General features: G+C 66.6%; 27 protein-coding genes. 26 read left to right on the top strand and 1 reads right to left on the bottom strand.

Features of this window, described 5'->3' with window-relative positions; all coding sequences use genetic code 11:
* The first annotated feature begins 59 nt into the window (after positions 1 to 59).
* The 17 genes from KTR9_RS07625 to KTR9_RS07710 all read left to right on the top strand — a co-directional run bounded on the left by KTR9_RS07625 (position 60) and on the right by KTR9_RS07710 (position 9,242).
* Complete coding sequence (locus tag KTR9_RS07625) at positions 60 to 308, top strand: helix-turn-helix domain-containing protein (protein ID WP_044506186.1); 249 nt, start codon at positions 60 to 62, stop codon at positions 306 to 308.
* Positions 308 to 589 (top strand): hypothetical protein, encoded by a 282-nt coding sequence (locus KTR9_RS07630; RefSeq protein WP_044506188.1) that lies wholly within the window; start codon positions 308 to 310, stop codon positions 587 to 589. Before KTR9_RS07625 ends, KTR9_RS07630 begins: the two co-directional genes overlap by 1 nt.
* A gap of 62 nt (positions 590 to 651) precedes the next feature.
* Positions 652 to 1,461 carry a phage antirepressor KilAC domain-containing protein gene (locus tag KTR9_RS26500; RefSeq protein ID WP_148281160.1) on the top strand — a complete coding sequence of 270 codons (810 nt, stop codon included), beginning with the start codon at positions 652 to 654 and terminating at the stop codon, positions 1,459 to 1,461.
* Positions 1,458 to 1,769, top strand: a complete 312-nt coding sequence (locus KTR9_RS27710; RefSeq protein WP_014925912.1) for a hypothetical protein — start codon at positions 1,458 to 1,460, stop codon at positions 1,767 to 1,769. The genes KTR9_RS26500 and KTR9_RS27710 overlap by 4 nt, the downstream gene beginning before the upstream one ends.
* Positions 1,766 to 1,969 carry a hypothetical protein gene (locus KTR9_RS07645; RefSeq protein WP_044506190.1) on the top strand — a complete coding sequence of 68 codons (204 nt, stop codon included), beginning with the start codon at positions 1,766 to 1,768 and terminating at the stop codon, positions 1,967 to 1,969. Before KTR9_RS27710 ends, KTR9_RS07645 begins: the two co-directional genes overlap by 4 nt.
* An 85-nt stretch (positions 1,970 to 2,054) precedes the next feature.
* Positions 2,055 to 2,393 carry a hypothetical protein gene (locus tag KTR9_RS07650; protein WP_014925913.1) on the top strand — a complete coding sequence of 113 codons (339 nt, stop codon included), beginning with the start codon at positions 2,055 to 2,057 and terminating at the stop codon, positions 2,391 to 2,393.
* A gap of 3 nt (positions 2,394 to 2,396) precedes the next feature.
* On the top strand, positions 2,397 to 3,257 hold the full coding sequence (locus KTR9_RS07655) for a DUF2303 family protein (protein ID WP_014925914.1): 861 nt from the start codon (positions 2,397 to 2,399) through the stop codon (positions 3,255 to 3,257).
* A 288-nt stretch (positions 3,258 to 3,545) separates the two neighbouring features.
* Entirely contained in the window at positions 3,546 to 3,788 is a 243-nt protein-coding gene (locus KTR9_RS07665; RefSeq protein WP_044506194.1) for a hypothetical protein, read from the top strand.
* Entirely contained in the window at positions 3,785 to 4,114 is a 330-nt protein-coding gene (locus tag KTR9_RS07670) for a hypothetical protein (RefSeq protein ID WP_148281161.1), read from the top strand. The genes KTR9_RS07665 and KTR9_RS07670 overlap by 4 nt, the downstream gene beginning before the upstream one ends.
* Positions 4,111 to 4,941 (top strand): PD-(D/E)XK nuclease-like domain-containing protein, encoded by an 831-nt coding sequence (locus KTR9_RS07675; protein WP_044506198.1) that lies wholly within the window; start codon positions 4,111 to 4,113, stop codon positions 4,939 to 4,941. The genes KTR9_RS07670 and KTR9_RS07675 overlap by 4 nt, the downstream gene beginning before the upstream one ends.
* Positions 4,938 to 6,026, top strand: coding sequence for a hypothetical protein (locus KTR9_RS26505; RefSeq protein WP_014925916.1), 1,089 nt, complete (start codon positions 4,938 to 4,940; stop codon positions 6,024 to 6,026). Before KTR9_RS07675 ends, KTR9_RS26505 begins: the two co-directional genes overlap by 4 nt.
* Positions 6,019 to 6,495: a hypothetical protein gene (locus tag KTR9_RS07685; RefSeq protein WP_044506200.1), complete on the top strand. Its 477-nt coding sequence runs from the start codon at positions 6,019 to 6,021 to the stop codon at positions 6,493 to 6,495. The genes KTR9_RS26505 and KTR9_RS07685 overlap by 8 nt, the downstream gene beginning before the upstream one ends.
* Positions 6,492 to 6,677, top strand: a complete 186-nt coding sequence (locus KTR9_RS07690; RefSeq protein WP_044506202.1) for a hypothetical protein — start codon at positions 6,492 to 6,494, stop codon at positions 6,675 to 6,677. Before KTR9_RS07685 ends, KTR9_RS07690 begins: the two co-directional genes overlap by 4 nt.
* Positions 6,678 to 7,025, top strand: coding sequence for a DUF3850 domain-containing protein (locus tag KTR9_RS26510; protein WP_014925918.1), 348 nt, complete (start codon positions 6,678 to 6,680; stop codon positions 7,023 to 7,025).
* On the top strand, positions 7,022 to 7,378 hold the full coding sequence (locus tag KTR9_RS07700) for a hypothetical protein (protein WP_044506204.1): 357 nt from the start codon (positions 7,022 to 7,024) through the stop codon (positions 7,376 to 7,378). Before KTR9_RS26510 ends, KTR9_RS07700 begins: the two co-directional genes overlap by 4 nt.
* Entirely contained in the window at positions 7,375 to 7,713 is a 339-nt protein-coding gene (locus KTR9_RS07705) for a hypothetical protein (protein ID WP_044506206.1), read from the top strand. The genes KTR9_RS07700 and KTR9_RS07705 overlap by 4 nt, the downstream gene beginning before the upstream one ends.
* Positions 7,710 to 9,242, top strand: coding sequence for a DNA cytosine methyltransferase (locus KTR9_RS07710; protein WP_049942580.1), 1,533 nt, complete (start codon positions 7,710 to 7,712; stop codon positions 9,240 to 9,242). Before KTR9_RS07705 ends, KTR9_RS07710 begins: the two co-directional genes overlap by 4 nt.
* 23 nt (positions 9,243 to 9,265) lie before the next feature.
* On the opposite strand, the gene KTR9_RS07715 is transcribed toward KTR9_RS07710, so the two are convergent.
* Complete coding sequence (locus KTR9_RS07715) at positions 9,266 to 9,979, bottom strand: hypothetical protein (protein WP_014925920.1); 714 nt, start codon at positions 9,977 to 9,979, stop codon at positions 9,266 to 9,268.
* 464 nt (positions 9,980 to 10,443) lie between these two features.
* On the opposite strand from KTR9_RS07715, the gene KTR9_RS07720 reads away from it, so the two are divergent.
* The 9 genes from KTR9_RS07720 (at position 10,444) to KTR9_RS07760 (ending at position 14,919) form a co-directional block, all read left to right on the top strand.
* The gene (locus tag KTR9_RS07720; protein ID WP_148281162.1) at positions 10,444 to 11,091 is read left to right on the top strand and encodes a hypothetical protein; all 648 of its coding nucleotides are present in this window, start codon (positions 10,444 to 10,446) and stop codon (positions 11,089 to 11,091) included.
* Positions 11,088 to 11,363: a hypothetical protein gene (locus tag KTR9_RS27270; RefSeq protein WP_044506210.1), complete on the top strand. Its 276-nt coding sequence runs from the start codon at positions 11,088 to 11,090 to the stop codon at positions 11,361 to 11,363. Before KTR9_RS07720 ends, KTR9_RS27270 begins: the two co-directional genes overlap by 4 nt.
* The gene (locus tag KTR9_RS07730; RefSeq protein ID WP_044506211.1) at positions 11,360 to 11,896 is read left to right on the top strand and encodes a DNA N-6-adenine-methyltransferase; all 537 of its coding nucleotides are present in this window, start codon (positions 11,360 to 11,362) and stop codon (positions 11,894 to 11,896) included. Before KTR9_RS27270 ends, KTR9_RS07730 begins: the two co-directional genes overlap by 4 nt.
* Positions 11,897 to 12,083: 187 nt before the next feature.
* The gene (locus tag KTR9_RS27275; RefSeq protein ID WP_148281163.1) at positions 12,084 to 12,284 is read left to right on the top strand and encodes a hypothetical protein; all 201 of its coding nucleotides are present in this window, start codon (positions 12,084 to 12,086) and stop codon (positions 12,282 to 12,284) included.
* Entirely contained in the window at positions 12,284 to 12,514 is a 231-nt protein-coding gene (locus tag KTR9_RS07740) for a hypothetical protein (protein ID WP_044506215.1), read from the top strand. Before KTR9_RS27275 ends, KTR9_RS07740 begins: the two co-directional genes overlap by 1 nt.
* Positions 12,511 to 12,879 carry a hypothetical protein gene (locus KTR9_RS07745; protein WP_044506218.1) on the top strand — a complete coding sequence of 123 codons (369 nt, stop codon included), beginning with the start codon at positions 12,511 to 12,513 and terminating at the stop codon, positions 12,877 to 12,879. Before KTR9_RS07740 ends, KTR9_RS07745 begins: the two co-directional genes overlap by 4 nt.
* Positions 12,876 to 13,673: a hypothetical protein gene (locus tag KTR9_RS27280; RefSeq protein ID WP_014925923.1), complete on the top strand. Its 798-nt coding sequence runs from the start codon at positions 12,876 to 12,878 to the stop codon at positions 13,671 to 13,673. The genes KTR9_RS07745 and KTR9_RS27280 overlap by 4 nt, the downstream gene beginning before the upstream one ends.
* Positions 13,670 to 14,041: a hypothetical protein gene (locus KTR9_RS07755; RefSeq protein WP_014925924.1), complete on the top strand. Its 372-nt coding sequence runs from the start codon at positions 13,670 to 13,672 to the stop codon at positions 14,039 to 14,041. Before KTR9_RS27280 ends, KTR9_RS07755 begins: the two co-directional genes overlap by 4 nt.
* Complete coding sequence (locus KTR9_RS07760) at positions 14,038 to 14,919, top strand: hypothetical protein (protein ID WP_014925925.1); 882 nt, start codon at positions 14,038 to 14,040, stop codon at positions 14,917 to 14,919. Before KTR9_RS07755 ends, KTR9_RS07760 begins: the two co-directional genes overlap by 4 nt.
* The last annotated feature ends 42 nt before the right edge of the window (positions 14,920 to 14,961 follow it).

Genomic DNA, 14,961 nt, shown 5'->3' on the forward strand with positions numbered 1-14,961 from the left:
CGAGACGTACACCAAGAGAGGATGACATGGCACACAGACGATGGCCCAAGGGGAGTTGGATGAAACTCGAATCCGCAGCGACACTGCGGGCGATCATGGAGCAACGCAAGATGTCCATGGCTCGCCTGGCGCGATACGCAGGATGTTCGAAGTCGTTCATCAGTGCGCTCTGCCTCGAACGAAAGACCACCTGCACCCCGCAGCTCGCCGAGCGCATCGCGGAGGCACTCGAGGTCCCCTTGTCGCTCCTCTTTGTGGTCAATCAATCCGCAGCCAGCGGACGAAACGCTCAGAAGGTCAGTGCCTGATGAGCTTCGGGTCGTTCCACATGGCGCAGTTCGAGTCCGCAGCGGCACGACAGGACCGGCGAAGGGCCGAGAACCACGCGAACGGTCGGGTGCTCATCGCCGGCGCGCTGGATTGGATCACCGGCCACGACACGAACCCGAACTTCACAGATCACTCCGACGTCCGCCGGTGCGGGTGTGGGAGAGCGCGCGGCGCCGTCGGCCACGCGCAGCCCGACCCGGAATCGGACGCGTCATCGGCCGCCCGCGGGGTCGCCGGGTCGGGCACCACCCGCCGCTGAACGCACGAACCCGCCGAGTTGCAGCTCGACGGGTCTCCGCAAGCAACTGGAAAGGAGTTGCCGTGCAGCACGAGCATAGACAACTAGACCAGGTGTCCGAGACGTCACCGTTCGATGCAATCCGCAATTTCACACCCGAGGGCCGCGAGTACTGGTCAGCCCGCGAGCTCATGCCCTTGCTCGGCTACAGCGTGTGGCGCGACTTCGCCAACGCCATCCACCGCGCCCGTGTCGCCTGCAGCAACTCCGGAACCGATCCGGTCCACCACTTTGCGGGCGCCCGCAAAGTCGCACCCAGTGGCCCCGCTGCCGAGAACTTCCACCTCTCCCGCTATGCCTGTTACCTCGTCGCGCTCAACGGCGATCCCCGTAAGACTGAGATTGCCGCCGCGCAGACCTACTTCGTCATCAAGACCCGCGAAGCAGAGACCACGTCCGCCGCGCCGGCCATTCCGCAGACCTACGCCGCGGCTCTGCGCGCCGCCGCAGACGAAGCCGAGCGGGCCGACCGGGCCGAGGCGCAGGTGCGGGAACTCGAACCGAGAGCCAAGGTCGCCGACAAACTTCTCACCGCAGACGGTGACCTGTCCGTCGCCGACGCCGCCAAGTCGCTCACTCGCGCAGGCGTGAAGGTCGGACAGAACCGCCTGTTCAACCTCCTCGACCGCGAGTACGGCTGGATCTACCGCGCCTCCGACGGTCGTTGGCGCGTCCGCCAGTCCGCCATCGAAACCGGATGGATGTCGGTCATTCCCCAGTCGCACTACCACCCGAAGACCGGTGTCCTCGTCCTCGACCCGCCACAGCCAAGAGTCACGCCGAAAGGGTTGCAGCGCATCTTGTCTGACCACAGCAAGGGTGATGCTGCGTGACCTTCACCCGCGCGCAACTCGACTCCCTCGGGGTCGCCACAGACCTGCGCACCGCCGCCGAGGCGCTCGGGATCTCGAAAGCGCTGGCGTACAAGCTCGCCGCCGACGACGAGTTCCCTGTGCGAGTCATCTTGATCGGCGGCCGATACAGCGTCCCGACCGCCGGCCTCCGGGAAGTCCTGATCGGGGAGACCCCTCCGCCCGCCGACGCGGTCCTCGCCCGCCTCGACCGCATCGCCGAATCGAACGACGAAATCGTCCGCATCCTCCGCGTCCTCGCTCTCAACACCTCAGGAGCTTCAGCATGAACACCTTCCTCGACATCGTCCTCGTCCGAACGGCTCCCTCCGTCGCGTCGCTGCAATTCGCCGCGACCTTCTGGGGAGCGGTCCTCGTTTGTGTCGCGAGCTACGTGCCGCGCGTCAACAGCTGGCTCACCGACGCCGACCTCGACGACGAGGACGACGACCTCGACTTCCTCCGCGTCGACCACGGCCGCATCGCGTGAACCAGTGCAAGTCGTGCGGCGACCCGTTCCGCGACGAAGTGTGCGTCACCTGTTTCCGAATTATCAACCCAGGAAGGGAATCTCAGTGAGCGACACCGAAGAACAGGACTTCGCAGCCGTACTCCTTGGCCACGCGAAGGGCCGCGCCCACACCGAAGCGAGCAAGAAGCTTGCCGAGGTCGTCGAGGCCGTGATGGAGACCGGCAAACCCGGGTCGGTGACGGTGAAACTCACCGTCTCCCGGGACAAGGAGATCAAGTCGATGGTGAAGGTCGCCGACGCCGTCACCGCGAAGGTCCCCATCGAGCCGCGCCGGTCGATGTGGTTCCCCGGCGACGACAACACCCTCCACCGCAACGACCCGAAACAGGAACCCCTCTTCGACGCACCCGTCGAGAAAATCCAAGCCCCGAAAGGCAACTGACACATGACGATCAACTTCAAGGAACAGCTGGTGCAGGACGACGACGCGCAGAAGCTCCTACTCGTCGACCCCTCCGAGACACCCGGGATCCAGCAGGGCATCGGGATCATCGCGGCCACCACGAAGGACAAGGGGCTCCAGGTCGAAACCGTCGATCTCCGCGAGTTCATCCCCGGCGTCACCCGGTCGGCCGAGGAAGGAACTCGCCTCGTCACCGACGTGCCGTCGTTCCTCGCGGAACTCGACCGGTACCCGATCGCACCCGAACTTTCGACGTTGTGGGGTGACGAGACGAAGGGCCGCATCGAAGCCATCTACAACGACCACAACGCCGACGGCGCGGGCCTCCGCGACAACCGGTTGCGCTTGGAGCTGCGCGCCGACGACGACTGGGTCGCGTGGCACCGACTGTCCGGAAAGTACTTCCCGCAGATCGAGTTCGGCGACGCCGTCGAGGAACTCCTCCACACGGTCGTCGACCCGGACCAGGCCGACCTCGTCGAGGTCATCAACTCGATCCGCGCCACCAGCAAGGGCGTCTTCGAGTCCGCAGTCGACCGGTCGAACGGCTCGCAGGCGCTCGAGTACCGCACTGAGACCACCGCGACCGCCGGCGCGGCTGGCCGAGCGTCGCGCCTGGAAATCCCGCAGACCGTCACCCTGGCGATCCGTCCGTGGGAGGGGCTCGACACCTACAAGGTCGAGGGCTGGTTCCGGTTCAACACAGACCACGGGCGGCTGCTGCTGACGATCAAGCTGAAGCCCACTCGCAACGTGCTGCGCGCCGCGTGGGCGGACGTCGTCGAGCAGATCGAAACGCATCTCGGCGGCAAGCCCGTCCTCGCCACCAGGTTCGACCGGTGAAGGACGCCGCTGCGGCTCGCGCTCGCACGACCCGAACGACCGAGCTCACAACCACGCGAAGCCTGACCCTCGGTGATCTCGGCGCGTTTATACGAGAGTGCGAGGGCGAGGGGTGGACCCCGGACGCGTCGGTCACGTTCCACCAGCAGCACGGTGACCGCCCAGGGGAATTGCCGACGTACAGCCTGCGAGTGAGCGAGACCCGATGACCGCGGCCGCACCGACGACCGTTCGTGTCGACGCGACGTCGTCGGTGCGGCCGGCCACCACCCTCGAAAGGTCCGAGCCATGAGTGGTGTGTTTCCCGCCAAGTTCCCGGCGAAGTGCAAGCACCCCGAGTGCGGGCGCTGGTTCGGTCAGGGCGACGACGTCGCGTTCACCCGCATCGAACCCCGCGACCGGCGCGCAGTCCTCATGCACGCCGACTGCGCCCGCGGCATCGCCGGACTCCGAGCCGAAGACATCGAACGACGCAAACGCGAAACCGTCTGCCCCCATTGCCACCTCATCCACAAAGGAGAATGTCCATGACGTCTCCCGCGATCCACCCCGACGCGATCACCGACGCGCTACCCGACCTCGACGCCGAGGTGGCGTGCGAGTACGCGCTGTGCGACCACCCGCAATGCCAGTGCGAGGCGCCCGCGGTGTGGCGGGTCACGACGCATTGTGCCCGCAACATCGACGAGCTCCGAGCGGGCCGATGCTCCACCTTCTCCCGCCCGATCTGCGAATCCCACCTCGAAGACCTCCGCGACATCATCGCCGACGGACTGCGATGCGGGCCCGGGACGTGCATGTGTGGCCGCCGCATCGCGCAGATGTCCGACGTACTGCTGGAGGTGTCGGCGCTGTGACAATCCCCGCCGAAGACGGCATCTACGAGGGCATCTCGGACCTCGACTACCACGGCGATCCCGACTCACTCTCGTCATCCGGGGCACGCACGCTCCTCGAGGCCGGCGGTCCCGCGAAGTTCAAGTACGCCCCGCGGGTGGAGAAGGCGGACTACGACTTCGGACACGTCGCCCACGCCCTGATCCTGGGGGAGGGGTCGAGCATCGCGATCATCGACGCGAAGGACTGGCGCACGAAGGCCGCGAAGGAGGCCCGCGACCAGGCGCGCGCGGACGGGCAGGTCCCGGTCCTCGCCGACACGTACGCGCAAGGCGAGCAGCTCGCCGTGGCCGCAAAATCACACCCGCTCGGCGAGCTGCTGTTCGCCGAAGGCGTGCCCGAGAAATCCGCGTACTGGCACGACGAGCAGACCGGCATGCGGCTGCGGTGCCGGCCGGACTGGATGACCGGGCCGATGGTCGTCGACGTCAAGACGACGAAATCGGCCGCGCCCCGAGACTTCGCGAAGTCGTGCGCCGACTACGGCTACCACCAGCAAGAGGCGTTCTACCGCGACGGCCTCGCCGCGCAGGGAATCGACGCCCAGTTCCTGTTCTTCGCGATCGAGAAGACCCGCCCGTTCCTGTGCTCGGTCATCGAACTCCCCGCCGAGGCGGTCGCCGTCGGCCGATCCCTCAACCGCGTCGCAGTCGACCTCTACGCCGACTGCGTCACCAACGACCGGTGGCCCGGATACCCCGAGATCATCCACCGCATCGATCTTCCCGAGTGGTCCTACCGGGCCGCTGAGTACACCATCCGCCAGCACGAAAGGCAGCACGCATGACCACCACCACCACCGATGTCGCCCACACTCCCGCCGCCGATTCGCTGTCGGTCCTGCCGCCATCCCAGCCGATGCAGTCGCAGTCCGTCGCCCAGCTGATGGAGCACGCGAAGGCGATGCAGACCGCGTACGAGCTTGCCGAAGCGATGTGTGGGACCGCGCTCGTCCCGTCGACTTACCGCGGGAAGCCGCAGGACGGCACCGCAGCGATCCTCTACGGCGCCGAACTCGGCCTCACTCCCATTCAGTCGTTGCAGCAGATCTTCGTTGTGCACGGCACACCGGCGATCTACGCGAGAACGATGGTCGCGCTGCTGAAGTCGAGAGGCTTCAAGATCTGGACCGAGTCATCGACCGACGAGTCGGTGACCGTTCTCGGCCAGGCACCGGACGGCACGGCGGAGGGATCGACGTGGACGATCGAGCGCGCTGAGAAGGCCGGGTATGTCCCGACGATCGACGAACAGACCGGCAAGTTCAAGGTCAACGCCAAGGGAAATCTGATCGGGAACGAGAAGTACCTGACCGATCCGCAGGCCATGCTGTACGCGAAGGCCGCGGCCGAGGTGTGCCGACGACTCGCACCGGACGTGCTCCTCGGCATCGCCTACACCCGCGAAGACCTCGAATCCGAGACCCCCGAGAACGGGCCACGTCGGGTCCGGAACGAGGCGGCCGCGCCCGGTGTCGACGAGCTGCGTGCACGACTGGGCATCGCCGCGCCGAAGCCTGCGCCTGAGCCTGACGCGCCGGCCACCGAGGCGGCCGAAGCGGTGGGGGAGTCGACCGAGTCCGAGACTGCGGCCCCGTCGAAGGACGACATGCGTCGTCTCAATCAGTTGTTTTCGCGCGCCGGGATCGGCGGCACAGCAGCAACATTCAAGGCCAAGCGGAAGGCCGTCACCGAGGCTCTGATCTCACGCACGATCGGCGACGACACCCCGCTGACAGCCGACGAAGCCACCACGGTGATCGGCATGCTCGAACAGCTCGCCAACGAAGACGACGGAGAGAAGGTGCTCACCGACACCGTCGCCAGCATCCTCGACGAGACCACCGCGCAGGAGGAGCAGGTCAGTGAGTGAGCAGACACGCCTGATCGACCAGGCGGCGAAGGTCATCTGCGACGACGAGACACCCCCCGGTCCGGGGTTCGCGCAGTGGGAGAGCTTGACCGACAACGGCAAGGAGACCTACCGGAGACACGCAATCGCGCTCGACTCGGCCGGGATGCTGCGGTCACCCGACGACGTGGTCGACGCCGGGGTCATCGACCACGCCGACCCCGACCAGCTCCGTCGTGCCGCCGGAGTCCTCGAGGGCGTCGGTATGGACGACGGAGCACCCGATCCCCACGAGTGGTTCACCAACGCGGCCACACTCCGAAAGCGCGCGGACCAGATCGAAGCCCACGACCGACAACACGGCGCTGTCCTGGCTCGAGCGCTCGACGCGTACGAGCGGGTCATCCTCGCCGCCCCGGACGCCACCATGACCGAGGTCCACCCCCGCGCGATCCAGGCCGTCGTCGAGCTGCTCCGGGAGCGGGCATGACGTCGGGGGTGTTCACCCTCCACGATCTCGACGGCGTCCTCGAACCCGAATCGGCCTCCACGATCGGCGCCGCGCTCGGACGCACCTCACATCCCCTCTGGGCTTCACGGCGCTGGCAGATCGTCGACCCCGCCGGCCGCAACGCCTACTCCGCACCCCGCTCGAGGACACAGGACTGCTAAATGATCCACGAACTCAAGATCAATGAGCGCTGGTATTACCACGTCCGCGACCTCACGAAGAACGTCGAGATCCGCGTTCATGACCGTGACTACCAGGCCGGCGACACGTTGCTGATGACCGTGCCGGAGAAGGGGTGGCTGCGCGTCGAACGACGGATCACCCATGTGTTGCCCGCGGGGCTCGCCGACGGCATTGGCCACGGGTACGTCGCCCTCTCCCTCGATGACGGCGGCAAGCTCGCCGAAGTCGAAGAGCGGGCGCGGCGAGCTGAGGCGTCGAATGCGCCTCTGCGCGGAACGATCACGCGGCTCACGCGCGAGGTTCGAGAACTGAGGGGTGCTCGGTGACCGGCGAGCACGACCGCCGGGCCGCGGTCCTCGCCGAACACCAGCCCGTCCACGCCGCCGACGGATACGTCATGTGCTGCGAATGCGGGTACGGCGCCGACCGACTCACCTACGGCGACGACATCCACATCAAGCACCAGAACGCCGTCGCCGCGATCGCTGAACTCAACGAGGTTGCCCGTCGGCTGAAGGTGGCGTTCGCTGCAATGTCCGACACCTTCCGCTCGATCACCACCACCGTCCAGGACACCGCTGAACCCGTCGAACAGAGCGGGCAGCGTGCCCTGCCGAAACCCACCACCACACCACCGATGTGGGCGAACAACCCCACCCAGCAGAAGAGGCGCCGATGACCCTGCCCTCTGCCGATCATCAGGCACCGGCGTGCGGCGCGTGCCACGGCGAAACCACGCACGACGGCGACGATTTCGTTTGCTACGACTGCCATCTCGCGTTCGACCCCGAGACACTCGAAGCCCGGTTCCTCGATCCTGACGCCGAAGTGTGCGGGCAGCCCTGTGACAACACCTGGCACGACGACAACGCCATCACGGTCGGTGAGGGCTTCAACTGCCATCCCTGCCAGCTCCCGAAAGGGCACGACGGAGCCAACTGGTTCCACTGGACCGGATGCGAACCGATCACCCTCACATCTCCCGCCCCCGCGACCGCAGGAGCCAACACATGACCCTGACCCTCACTGACCTCTTCTGCGGCGCCGGCGGCTCGTCCACCGGAGCGGTCGGCATCCCTGGCGTCACCGTCCGGATCGCCTCGAACCACTGGGACCTGGCCGTCGAGACCCACAACAACAACCACCCCGACGCAGACCATCTATGCGCGGACCTGTCGCAGATCGATCCCCGATACTTCCCGACGACAGACATCCTGTGGGCCAGCCCGGAGTGCACGAACCACTCGGTTGCGAAGGGCCGCAAACGGATCGGTGCACAGCCGGACCTGTTCGGCGAAGTTCTGCCCGACGCCGCGGCCGAGAGATCGAGAGCGACCATGTGGGACGTCCCGCGGTTCGCCGAGGTTCACCAGTACCGCGCCGTCATCGTCGAGAACGTCGTCGACGCCTTCCACTGGGTTCCGTTCCGCGCCTGGCTGATGGCGATGGACTGCCTCGGCTACGACCACCACATCGTCATGCTCAACTCGATGCACGCCCAGACGTTCGGGCCCGGCGCGCCGCAGTCCCGCGACCGCATGTACGTCGTGTTCTGGCACAAAGGCAACCCGCGCCCGGACCTTGGCCGCGTCGTCCGCCCGAACGCCATCTGCGCGGACTGCGGCCCGGTCGCCGCGATGCAGGCGTTCAAGAAGTCCGACAGCTCGTGGGGCCGCTACCGCGCCCAGTACGTCTACCGCTGCCCGAACGTGCGGTGCCGCAACAGCATCGTCGAACCGCTCTACCGGCCGGCCGCCGACATAATCGACTGGACCCTCGAAGGCCAGCGCATCGGCGACCGCGCCCGCCCGCTCGCCGACAAGACCATGGCGCGCATCCAGGCCGGCATCGACCGGTACTGGGGGCCGTTCATCACCGAACACACCCACGAGTACCGCGTGCGCGACGTCGCGGCACCGATCCAGACCATCCGCGCGAGCGGCAACCATTTCGGGCTCGCCGTCCCGGTCGAGGGCCGCGACGGCAAACAGGCCGCGCCCGTCGAGGCGCCGATGCGCACCATGACCACCCGCAGCGAGACCGGCCTCGCCTTCATGGCCGAGCTGCGCGGCGGCGGATCGAAGCACCGGCCCGTCTCTGATCCGCTCAGCACTGTCACCGCGTCGGGCAACCACCATGGCGTGGTCACGACCTACTACGGGAAGGGTGGCGCGCAGTCGACGGACGCTCCGCTGCCAACCGTCACGACTGTGGAGAAGCACGCACTCCTGATGCGCAACAACAGCTCTAACGGATCAGGCGCTGAGCATTCAACCCCGGTTGCCGAGCCCGCCCGGACCATCACCACGAGCGGCCACCAGTCACTTCTCGATGCCGACCGCCCGACCGTCGACATCGACGACGTCCGATTCCGGATGCTCGAGCCCCGCGAGATCATCGCCGCGATGGACTTCCCCGGCGACTACGTCGTTCTCGGCAACCGGCGCGAGCAGGTCCGCATGGCCGGCAACGCCGTCACCCCGCCCGCCGCGCGAGACCTCGTGGGGGTCGTCGCCGAGAGCCTGGGGGTCGGGGAGAAATGAACTCAGATCTCGCAACCAGCGAGTCACTGCTGAGCGTTCTTACGAAGCCAGCGCTGGGCGACGGCGTTGACGTCTTTCTTCATCGCTTCGATGGCCTTGGTGGAGCGCTCATGAAGGCCGAGGTGGTCGTCGCTGTGCGTGGTGATCGATTCGCCGCGAAGCGTTTGCACGTCGAGTACGAAGCACTCGTCGTATCGGTGTGTGGTACGGGCGTTTATCAATGGATCATCGGAGTAGCGCACTCGCGCAGTAACGCGATCCGGGATCGGTTCGTCATTGACGTAGCCCTTGTGCTCGTTGGTGGTGGATCTGTCTGGCATGTACCACAAGTTTCGGAGAGCGACGCCAGGGATCAAGTTGGGGATTGGTTCAGCGTATCGGCGCAGGAGCGTAGGCACGAAGCTCTCCGCACCAGAACGAGTTCCAGTGTCTTCGATGGCTGGGCTGAACGTGACACGGACGTTGTACGCGACCGACTGCCCGAGATTCTCGATCACGAGGTAGGCGCCGAGCCCGCTTGGGTGGGGATCACGCTCGAGGTAGGCGGCGACCATTGGCCGCGAGCGGTCGCGGCTATCGCGGCGCGTCTGGTTCAGCGTCTTGATACCGAAGACCACCGCTACGACGACGGACGTAGCAGTAATGAGGGCTCCGCTGACGCTGCCGATTGCGGTGACCCAGTTGAAGACCGTGATCTCCGTGGCGGCCTGGGTGATCTCGGGGTTCGGTGTTGCCACTCTTTGCGTTCCCTTCGTGATGTTGAAGGACGAACTCTATCGGCGCCGTCCCACGATCGACGAGCGAAATCGTGTCCAGTCTTCGAGCGTGCGAACGGTGGAGCGTCATGACCCTCACTACGAACGCGGCCCTGGTCGACGCTTCCCAACGACGGCCAGGGCCTCACCCCAATCCCGCCACCGCGGATGTGGCGGGCGGAGCTGCGGCCGACCGTAGCGTCGACCACCGACAGACAAAGCCCCAGTGCGTCACGTGCCAGCAGCAGCCCGCGCGCACACGCGGGATGTGTCCCGCCTGCTATGAGCGCGACCGGACCCGGCAGAAAGCGTACGGCCGGTGGGAATCACAACACGTCGACGCCCAACCAGTTCGCGACCACGTCCATACCCTCCGCAACGCCGGAATCAGCAACAAACGCCTAGGCGAACTGACCGGTGTCTCCACGAACACCATCCAGGTGTTGATGACTGGGCGCCCTGAACGCGGGTATGGGCCGACCAAGAAGGTGCTCCGACGCACAGCCGACCGGATCCTCGCGGTGCCGGTTCCCGAGCTTGCATTTCCCGTCGCATCACCCGGACGGATCGTGCCCGCCTTCGGCACCACCCGACGCCTTCAGGCGCTCGTCGCCAACGGGTACAGCCAACGCGAACTATGCCGGCGACTCGGTTGGGCCTGGCAGGGCAACGCCACCGCACTGTTTCTCGGCCGCGCCGAGTACGTGGTCGCCCGCCGCGCCCGCGAGGTCGCAGACCTCTTCATCCAGCTTCAGCTGGTGCCAGGGAACGACGCACGCGCCCGCAACCGAGGCCGAGCCAACGGGTGGCCCGCTCCGCTGGACTGGGACGAGGACACGATCGACGACCCGAACCACCACCCCGAACCGACTGTGGTGACACGCAGCATCGACGACGACCTCGACGAGTTCGAATACCTGCTCGCCGCCGGCGTCGACGGTACGAGCGCGTGCCGACGCGTGGGCGTAACCGTCTCGGCGATGGTGAAACGCTACGAACGCGCACACCGGCGCGCGCCCGCAGCGCTCTCCGCGGTCATCGCTGCGGCAGCCCGATCAGCCCGGGCATCGCAGAACGCACAGGTGGCGTCATGACGGGCCGCACCGGCGTCCAGGACGCCATCGCGAAACGGCAAATCCGGGTGGGCGACCTCGCCGTGCAGGGCCTCCCACCGCAGGCCATCGCTAGCCGTCTCGGCGCGCCGCTGCGCATCGTCCGCAGCGACCTGGAAGCGATGGGATTCGAGCTGCCTACTCGACACCACCGACAGTGCGGCAGCACCCACGGATACCGCCAGCACCACAAATTCGGCGAGAAACCCTGCGACGCATGCAGAGACGCGAAACGGAAGGCACGCGGAAGATGACACTCACTCGCGCGATGGGTGCGCACGAAAGCAACGCAACCGGTACCGACACCTGGCTGACGCCGCGGCACATCCTCGACGCACTCGGACCGTTCGACCTCGACCCCTGCGCCGCACCGAATCCCGACCGCTGGCCGACCGCGGCCCAGCACTTCACCTACCGCGACGACGGCCTCTCCCAACCCTGGTACGGCCGCGTCTGGTGCAACCCTCCCTACTCGCAGGCATGGCGATGGATCGACCGCCTCGCCGACCACGGCACCGGAACCGCGCTGCTGTTCGCCCGCACCGAGACCGCCGCGTTCCGCCGCCACGTGTGGGAACGAGCCACCGGCCTGCTGTTTCTCCACGGACGCCTCACGTTCCACCGCGAAGACGGCGCGGCCGCTGTCGGAAACGCGGGTGCCCCATCGGTGCTGATCGCCTACGGCCGCGAAGACGCCCAGCAACTCGCCACGTGCGGACTGCCCGGCGCCTTCGTCCCGGGCTGGCTCTCAGTCGTCGGCGAACGCCACACGGAAGGACTGTTCTGATGCCCAACACTGCTACGCCGACCCGGTCAACTCGGCCGTGGTTCTTGGGATTCGCGGGGGGCGTCTGCGTCTCGAGCGTCGTGGGGACAGTCCCTGACTGGTTGTGGTTTGTGGCGATGATGATCCTGATCGTCTCCATTTCGATCGATGTGGTCGACCGCCTGTACGACGAGGAGGTGGGTCGCCGATGAGCTCCGAGCAAGAGCTGTGCTTCAACTGGGACGGCATCGGATGCCCCTGCGCGTATCTCGATACCGCCGAGGATGAACGGCCCGTCGTGTGCGGGTACTGCCAAACGCTGCTCACCGTGTGCGCCGAACGGATGTGCTGTCCCAACTGCACCCACCCTTACCCGGGCGGCCCGAACGGCACAGGCGGTGATCGCTGATGCGTGTGGTGAATCGGGTGACGTCGTTGCACCGGCCGCTACCCCCGGACGCTCCGTTCGCCGACGTCGTCGCGTACTGGCAGCGACGCATGCCCGAGGTCGACATGGTCGCGATCGCGAACGTGGCACTCGCCCGAACGTTCGCGATGATCTGCGACGCGTTCGGCCTGGACGCCGACACGATCGACAAGGGGTTCGCCGAGATCGCGGAGCGCGGGGATCCGACGTGACCGTGATTGAACCGACCGACGACGAGATGGGCGTCGCCCGAAGACAACTCCGCGTCGGCGAGCTCGCGGCCGCAGGACACACCGTCGCCGCGATCGCCGAGGACGTGGGCGTGCACTTCCACACCGTCGACGCCGACCTCGCCGCGATGGGATTCGACCGCAGCACCATCCGACGCGGCATGCCGCACTCGGTCGAGCCCCGCTCCGACCACTGTCACGGCAGCCAAGCCGAACCCGCGACCCTGCCGTCCCGCACCCGCGGCTACTGCCGGGTGTGCGGCGGCCGCTACACCCTCCGTGCCGACGGCACGGTCCGCAACCACTCCGGCCGCGCCGGATCAGCGAAAGGACCACGCAGCCGATGACTTGGTTCAAGGTCGATGACGGCTTCTGGTCGCATCCGAAGACGTCCACTCTGTCCGCCGCGGCGGTCGCACTCTGGGTGAAATCCGGTGCGTATTCGTGCCAACACCTGACCGACGGACGAATTACTCCGCAAGTTCTGCGGCTGTTGGGCACTCGCAAATCGGCTCGTGAACTCGTGTCAGCGGGACTGTGGTTAGAAGTCGATGGTGGGTGGGAGTTTCATGACTGGTCTGAGTATCAGGAGACCAGTACAGACGTGCGTAAACGGCGGGAGGAGGCGAAGGAAAGACAGCGAAGATCACGCGAAGCTCGCACGAACAAACAGCGTGAGTCACAAGCGAAGTCACAACGTATGTCACGCGTGACAGAGGATGTGAGTTCGCAAGAAGTTTCTTACCCCCGACCCGACCCGACCCGACCCGACCTATCTATTGGTTACGTAGAGGGGGAGGGGTTACCTTCCGAACGCGACAGCGACGAACCCCCACCCCCTCGCTGCCCCAAGCACATCGGCGACGCGAAGCCACCTGCTTGCGGCGCGTGCGCCGACGCCCGCCGCGCCCGCGAGGACTGGGACGCAGAGCAGACTCGCGCCCGCGTCGAAGCTCAGCGGTCCGAACGCCACGCCCTCGCCGAGCTCGCCCGCGAAGCGATCGCCTCCTGCGCCCTGTGCGACGACAGCGGGTACCGCGGATCTCGCGTCTGCAACCACGACCCCGACACCGAAGAACGCGCCGCCCGAGGTCTCGCGCTCGTCCGTGCCCAGCTCTCGACGACGAAGGCGAGCCAGTGACCACCCACACGATCACCATCCCCATCCGCCGGCCGATCATGCTCGCCAACGACCAGCGCCGCTGGCACTGGACACGAGTGCGACAGGCCAAATCCGACATGCAACACGAGGTGTGGGCCTACGCCAAGAAGGCGCGCATCCCCAAGCTCACGACCCCCATCCGCGTGCAATTCACCTGGCACGCCCCAGACCTCAGACCCCGCGACGCCGACGGCCTCGGCCCCTTCGCCAAGGCCGCGCTCGACGCCATCGTCCACGCCGGACTCATCCCCGACGACTCCTGGACCCACGTCCTCAACGTCGCCACCGCCATCGACTACGACCCCACCAACCCCCGCATCGACATCACCATCGAGGAGATCGCGTGACCGGCCGGAACACCGACCACCTCCACATCACCCACGCCGAACGAGACAAACTCGACCGGGAACTCGTCGCCCTCATCGACTGGCTCGCAGAGGCACTCACCGACACCCTCACCCAGCAGACACGCACCGGCAGCGGCCCCCGCGTCACCACCGGACGAGGGAAAGAACAACCCCTGCCGTACAACTCGCGCGCCGCGAAAGTTGCACGCCGACTCCGCGACAACCTCAACCGGGCGATCATCGACACCTGCCACCAACGCCACCTCCCACACCCGGGACGCACCACGCTCACCACCTCGTGGACGCCAGTGCCGTACGCACCCGAGTTCCGCACCTTCGACGCGACGAGGCTGCTCGACATCCACGACGCCGCCGCCTGGCTCCACCGCCCGCGACACCTCATCGCGCTCACCCTCACCGACAACGCCACCACCCACTACAGCGCGATCCTCGGCGCCATCAGCGCAGCCCGCAACGCCATCGAGCGACCACGCGAACCCGACTACGTCGGCTCCTGCACCCGATGCAAAGGCGACCTCTGGGGATTCGACGACGACAAGACAATCACCTGCGGCGCATGCGGACTCACCGTCCAACGCATCGACCAAGACGCCCGCATCGACCGCGAACTCCGCTCACGCCTGTTCACCGCACGCGAACTCGTCACCATCGTTGCCGACCGCCTCGGCCAGACCATCAAACCCAAGACCGTCTACGCGCTCACCTACCGCCGCGGCAACCCCATCACCGTCCGAGGAACCAACCGCACCGGCGACAACCTGTACCTCTGCGGCGACGTCCTCGACGCACTCACACGCCGCCCCAGGCGACGCAAACGGCACGCAGTATCCGCAGCCAGCAGACACACCGCTCAGTGATGCTTGACATCGTGGACAACGAATCCTTACGCTCAGCTCGCG

Origin of the sequence: Gordonia sp. KTR9, assembly GCF_000143885.2 — a bacterium.
GTDB lineage: Bacteria > Actinomycetota > Actinomycetes > Mycobacteriales > Mycobacteriaceae > Gordonia.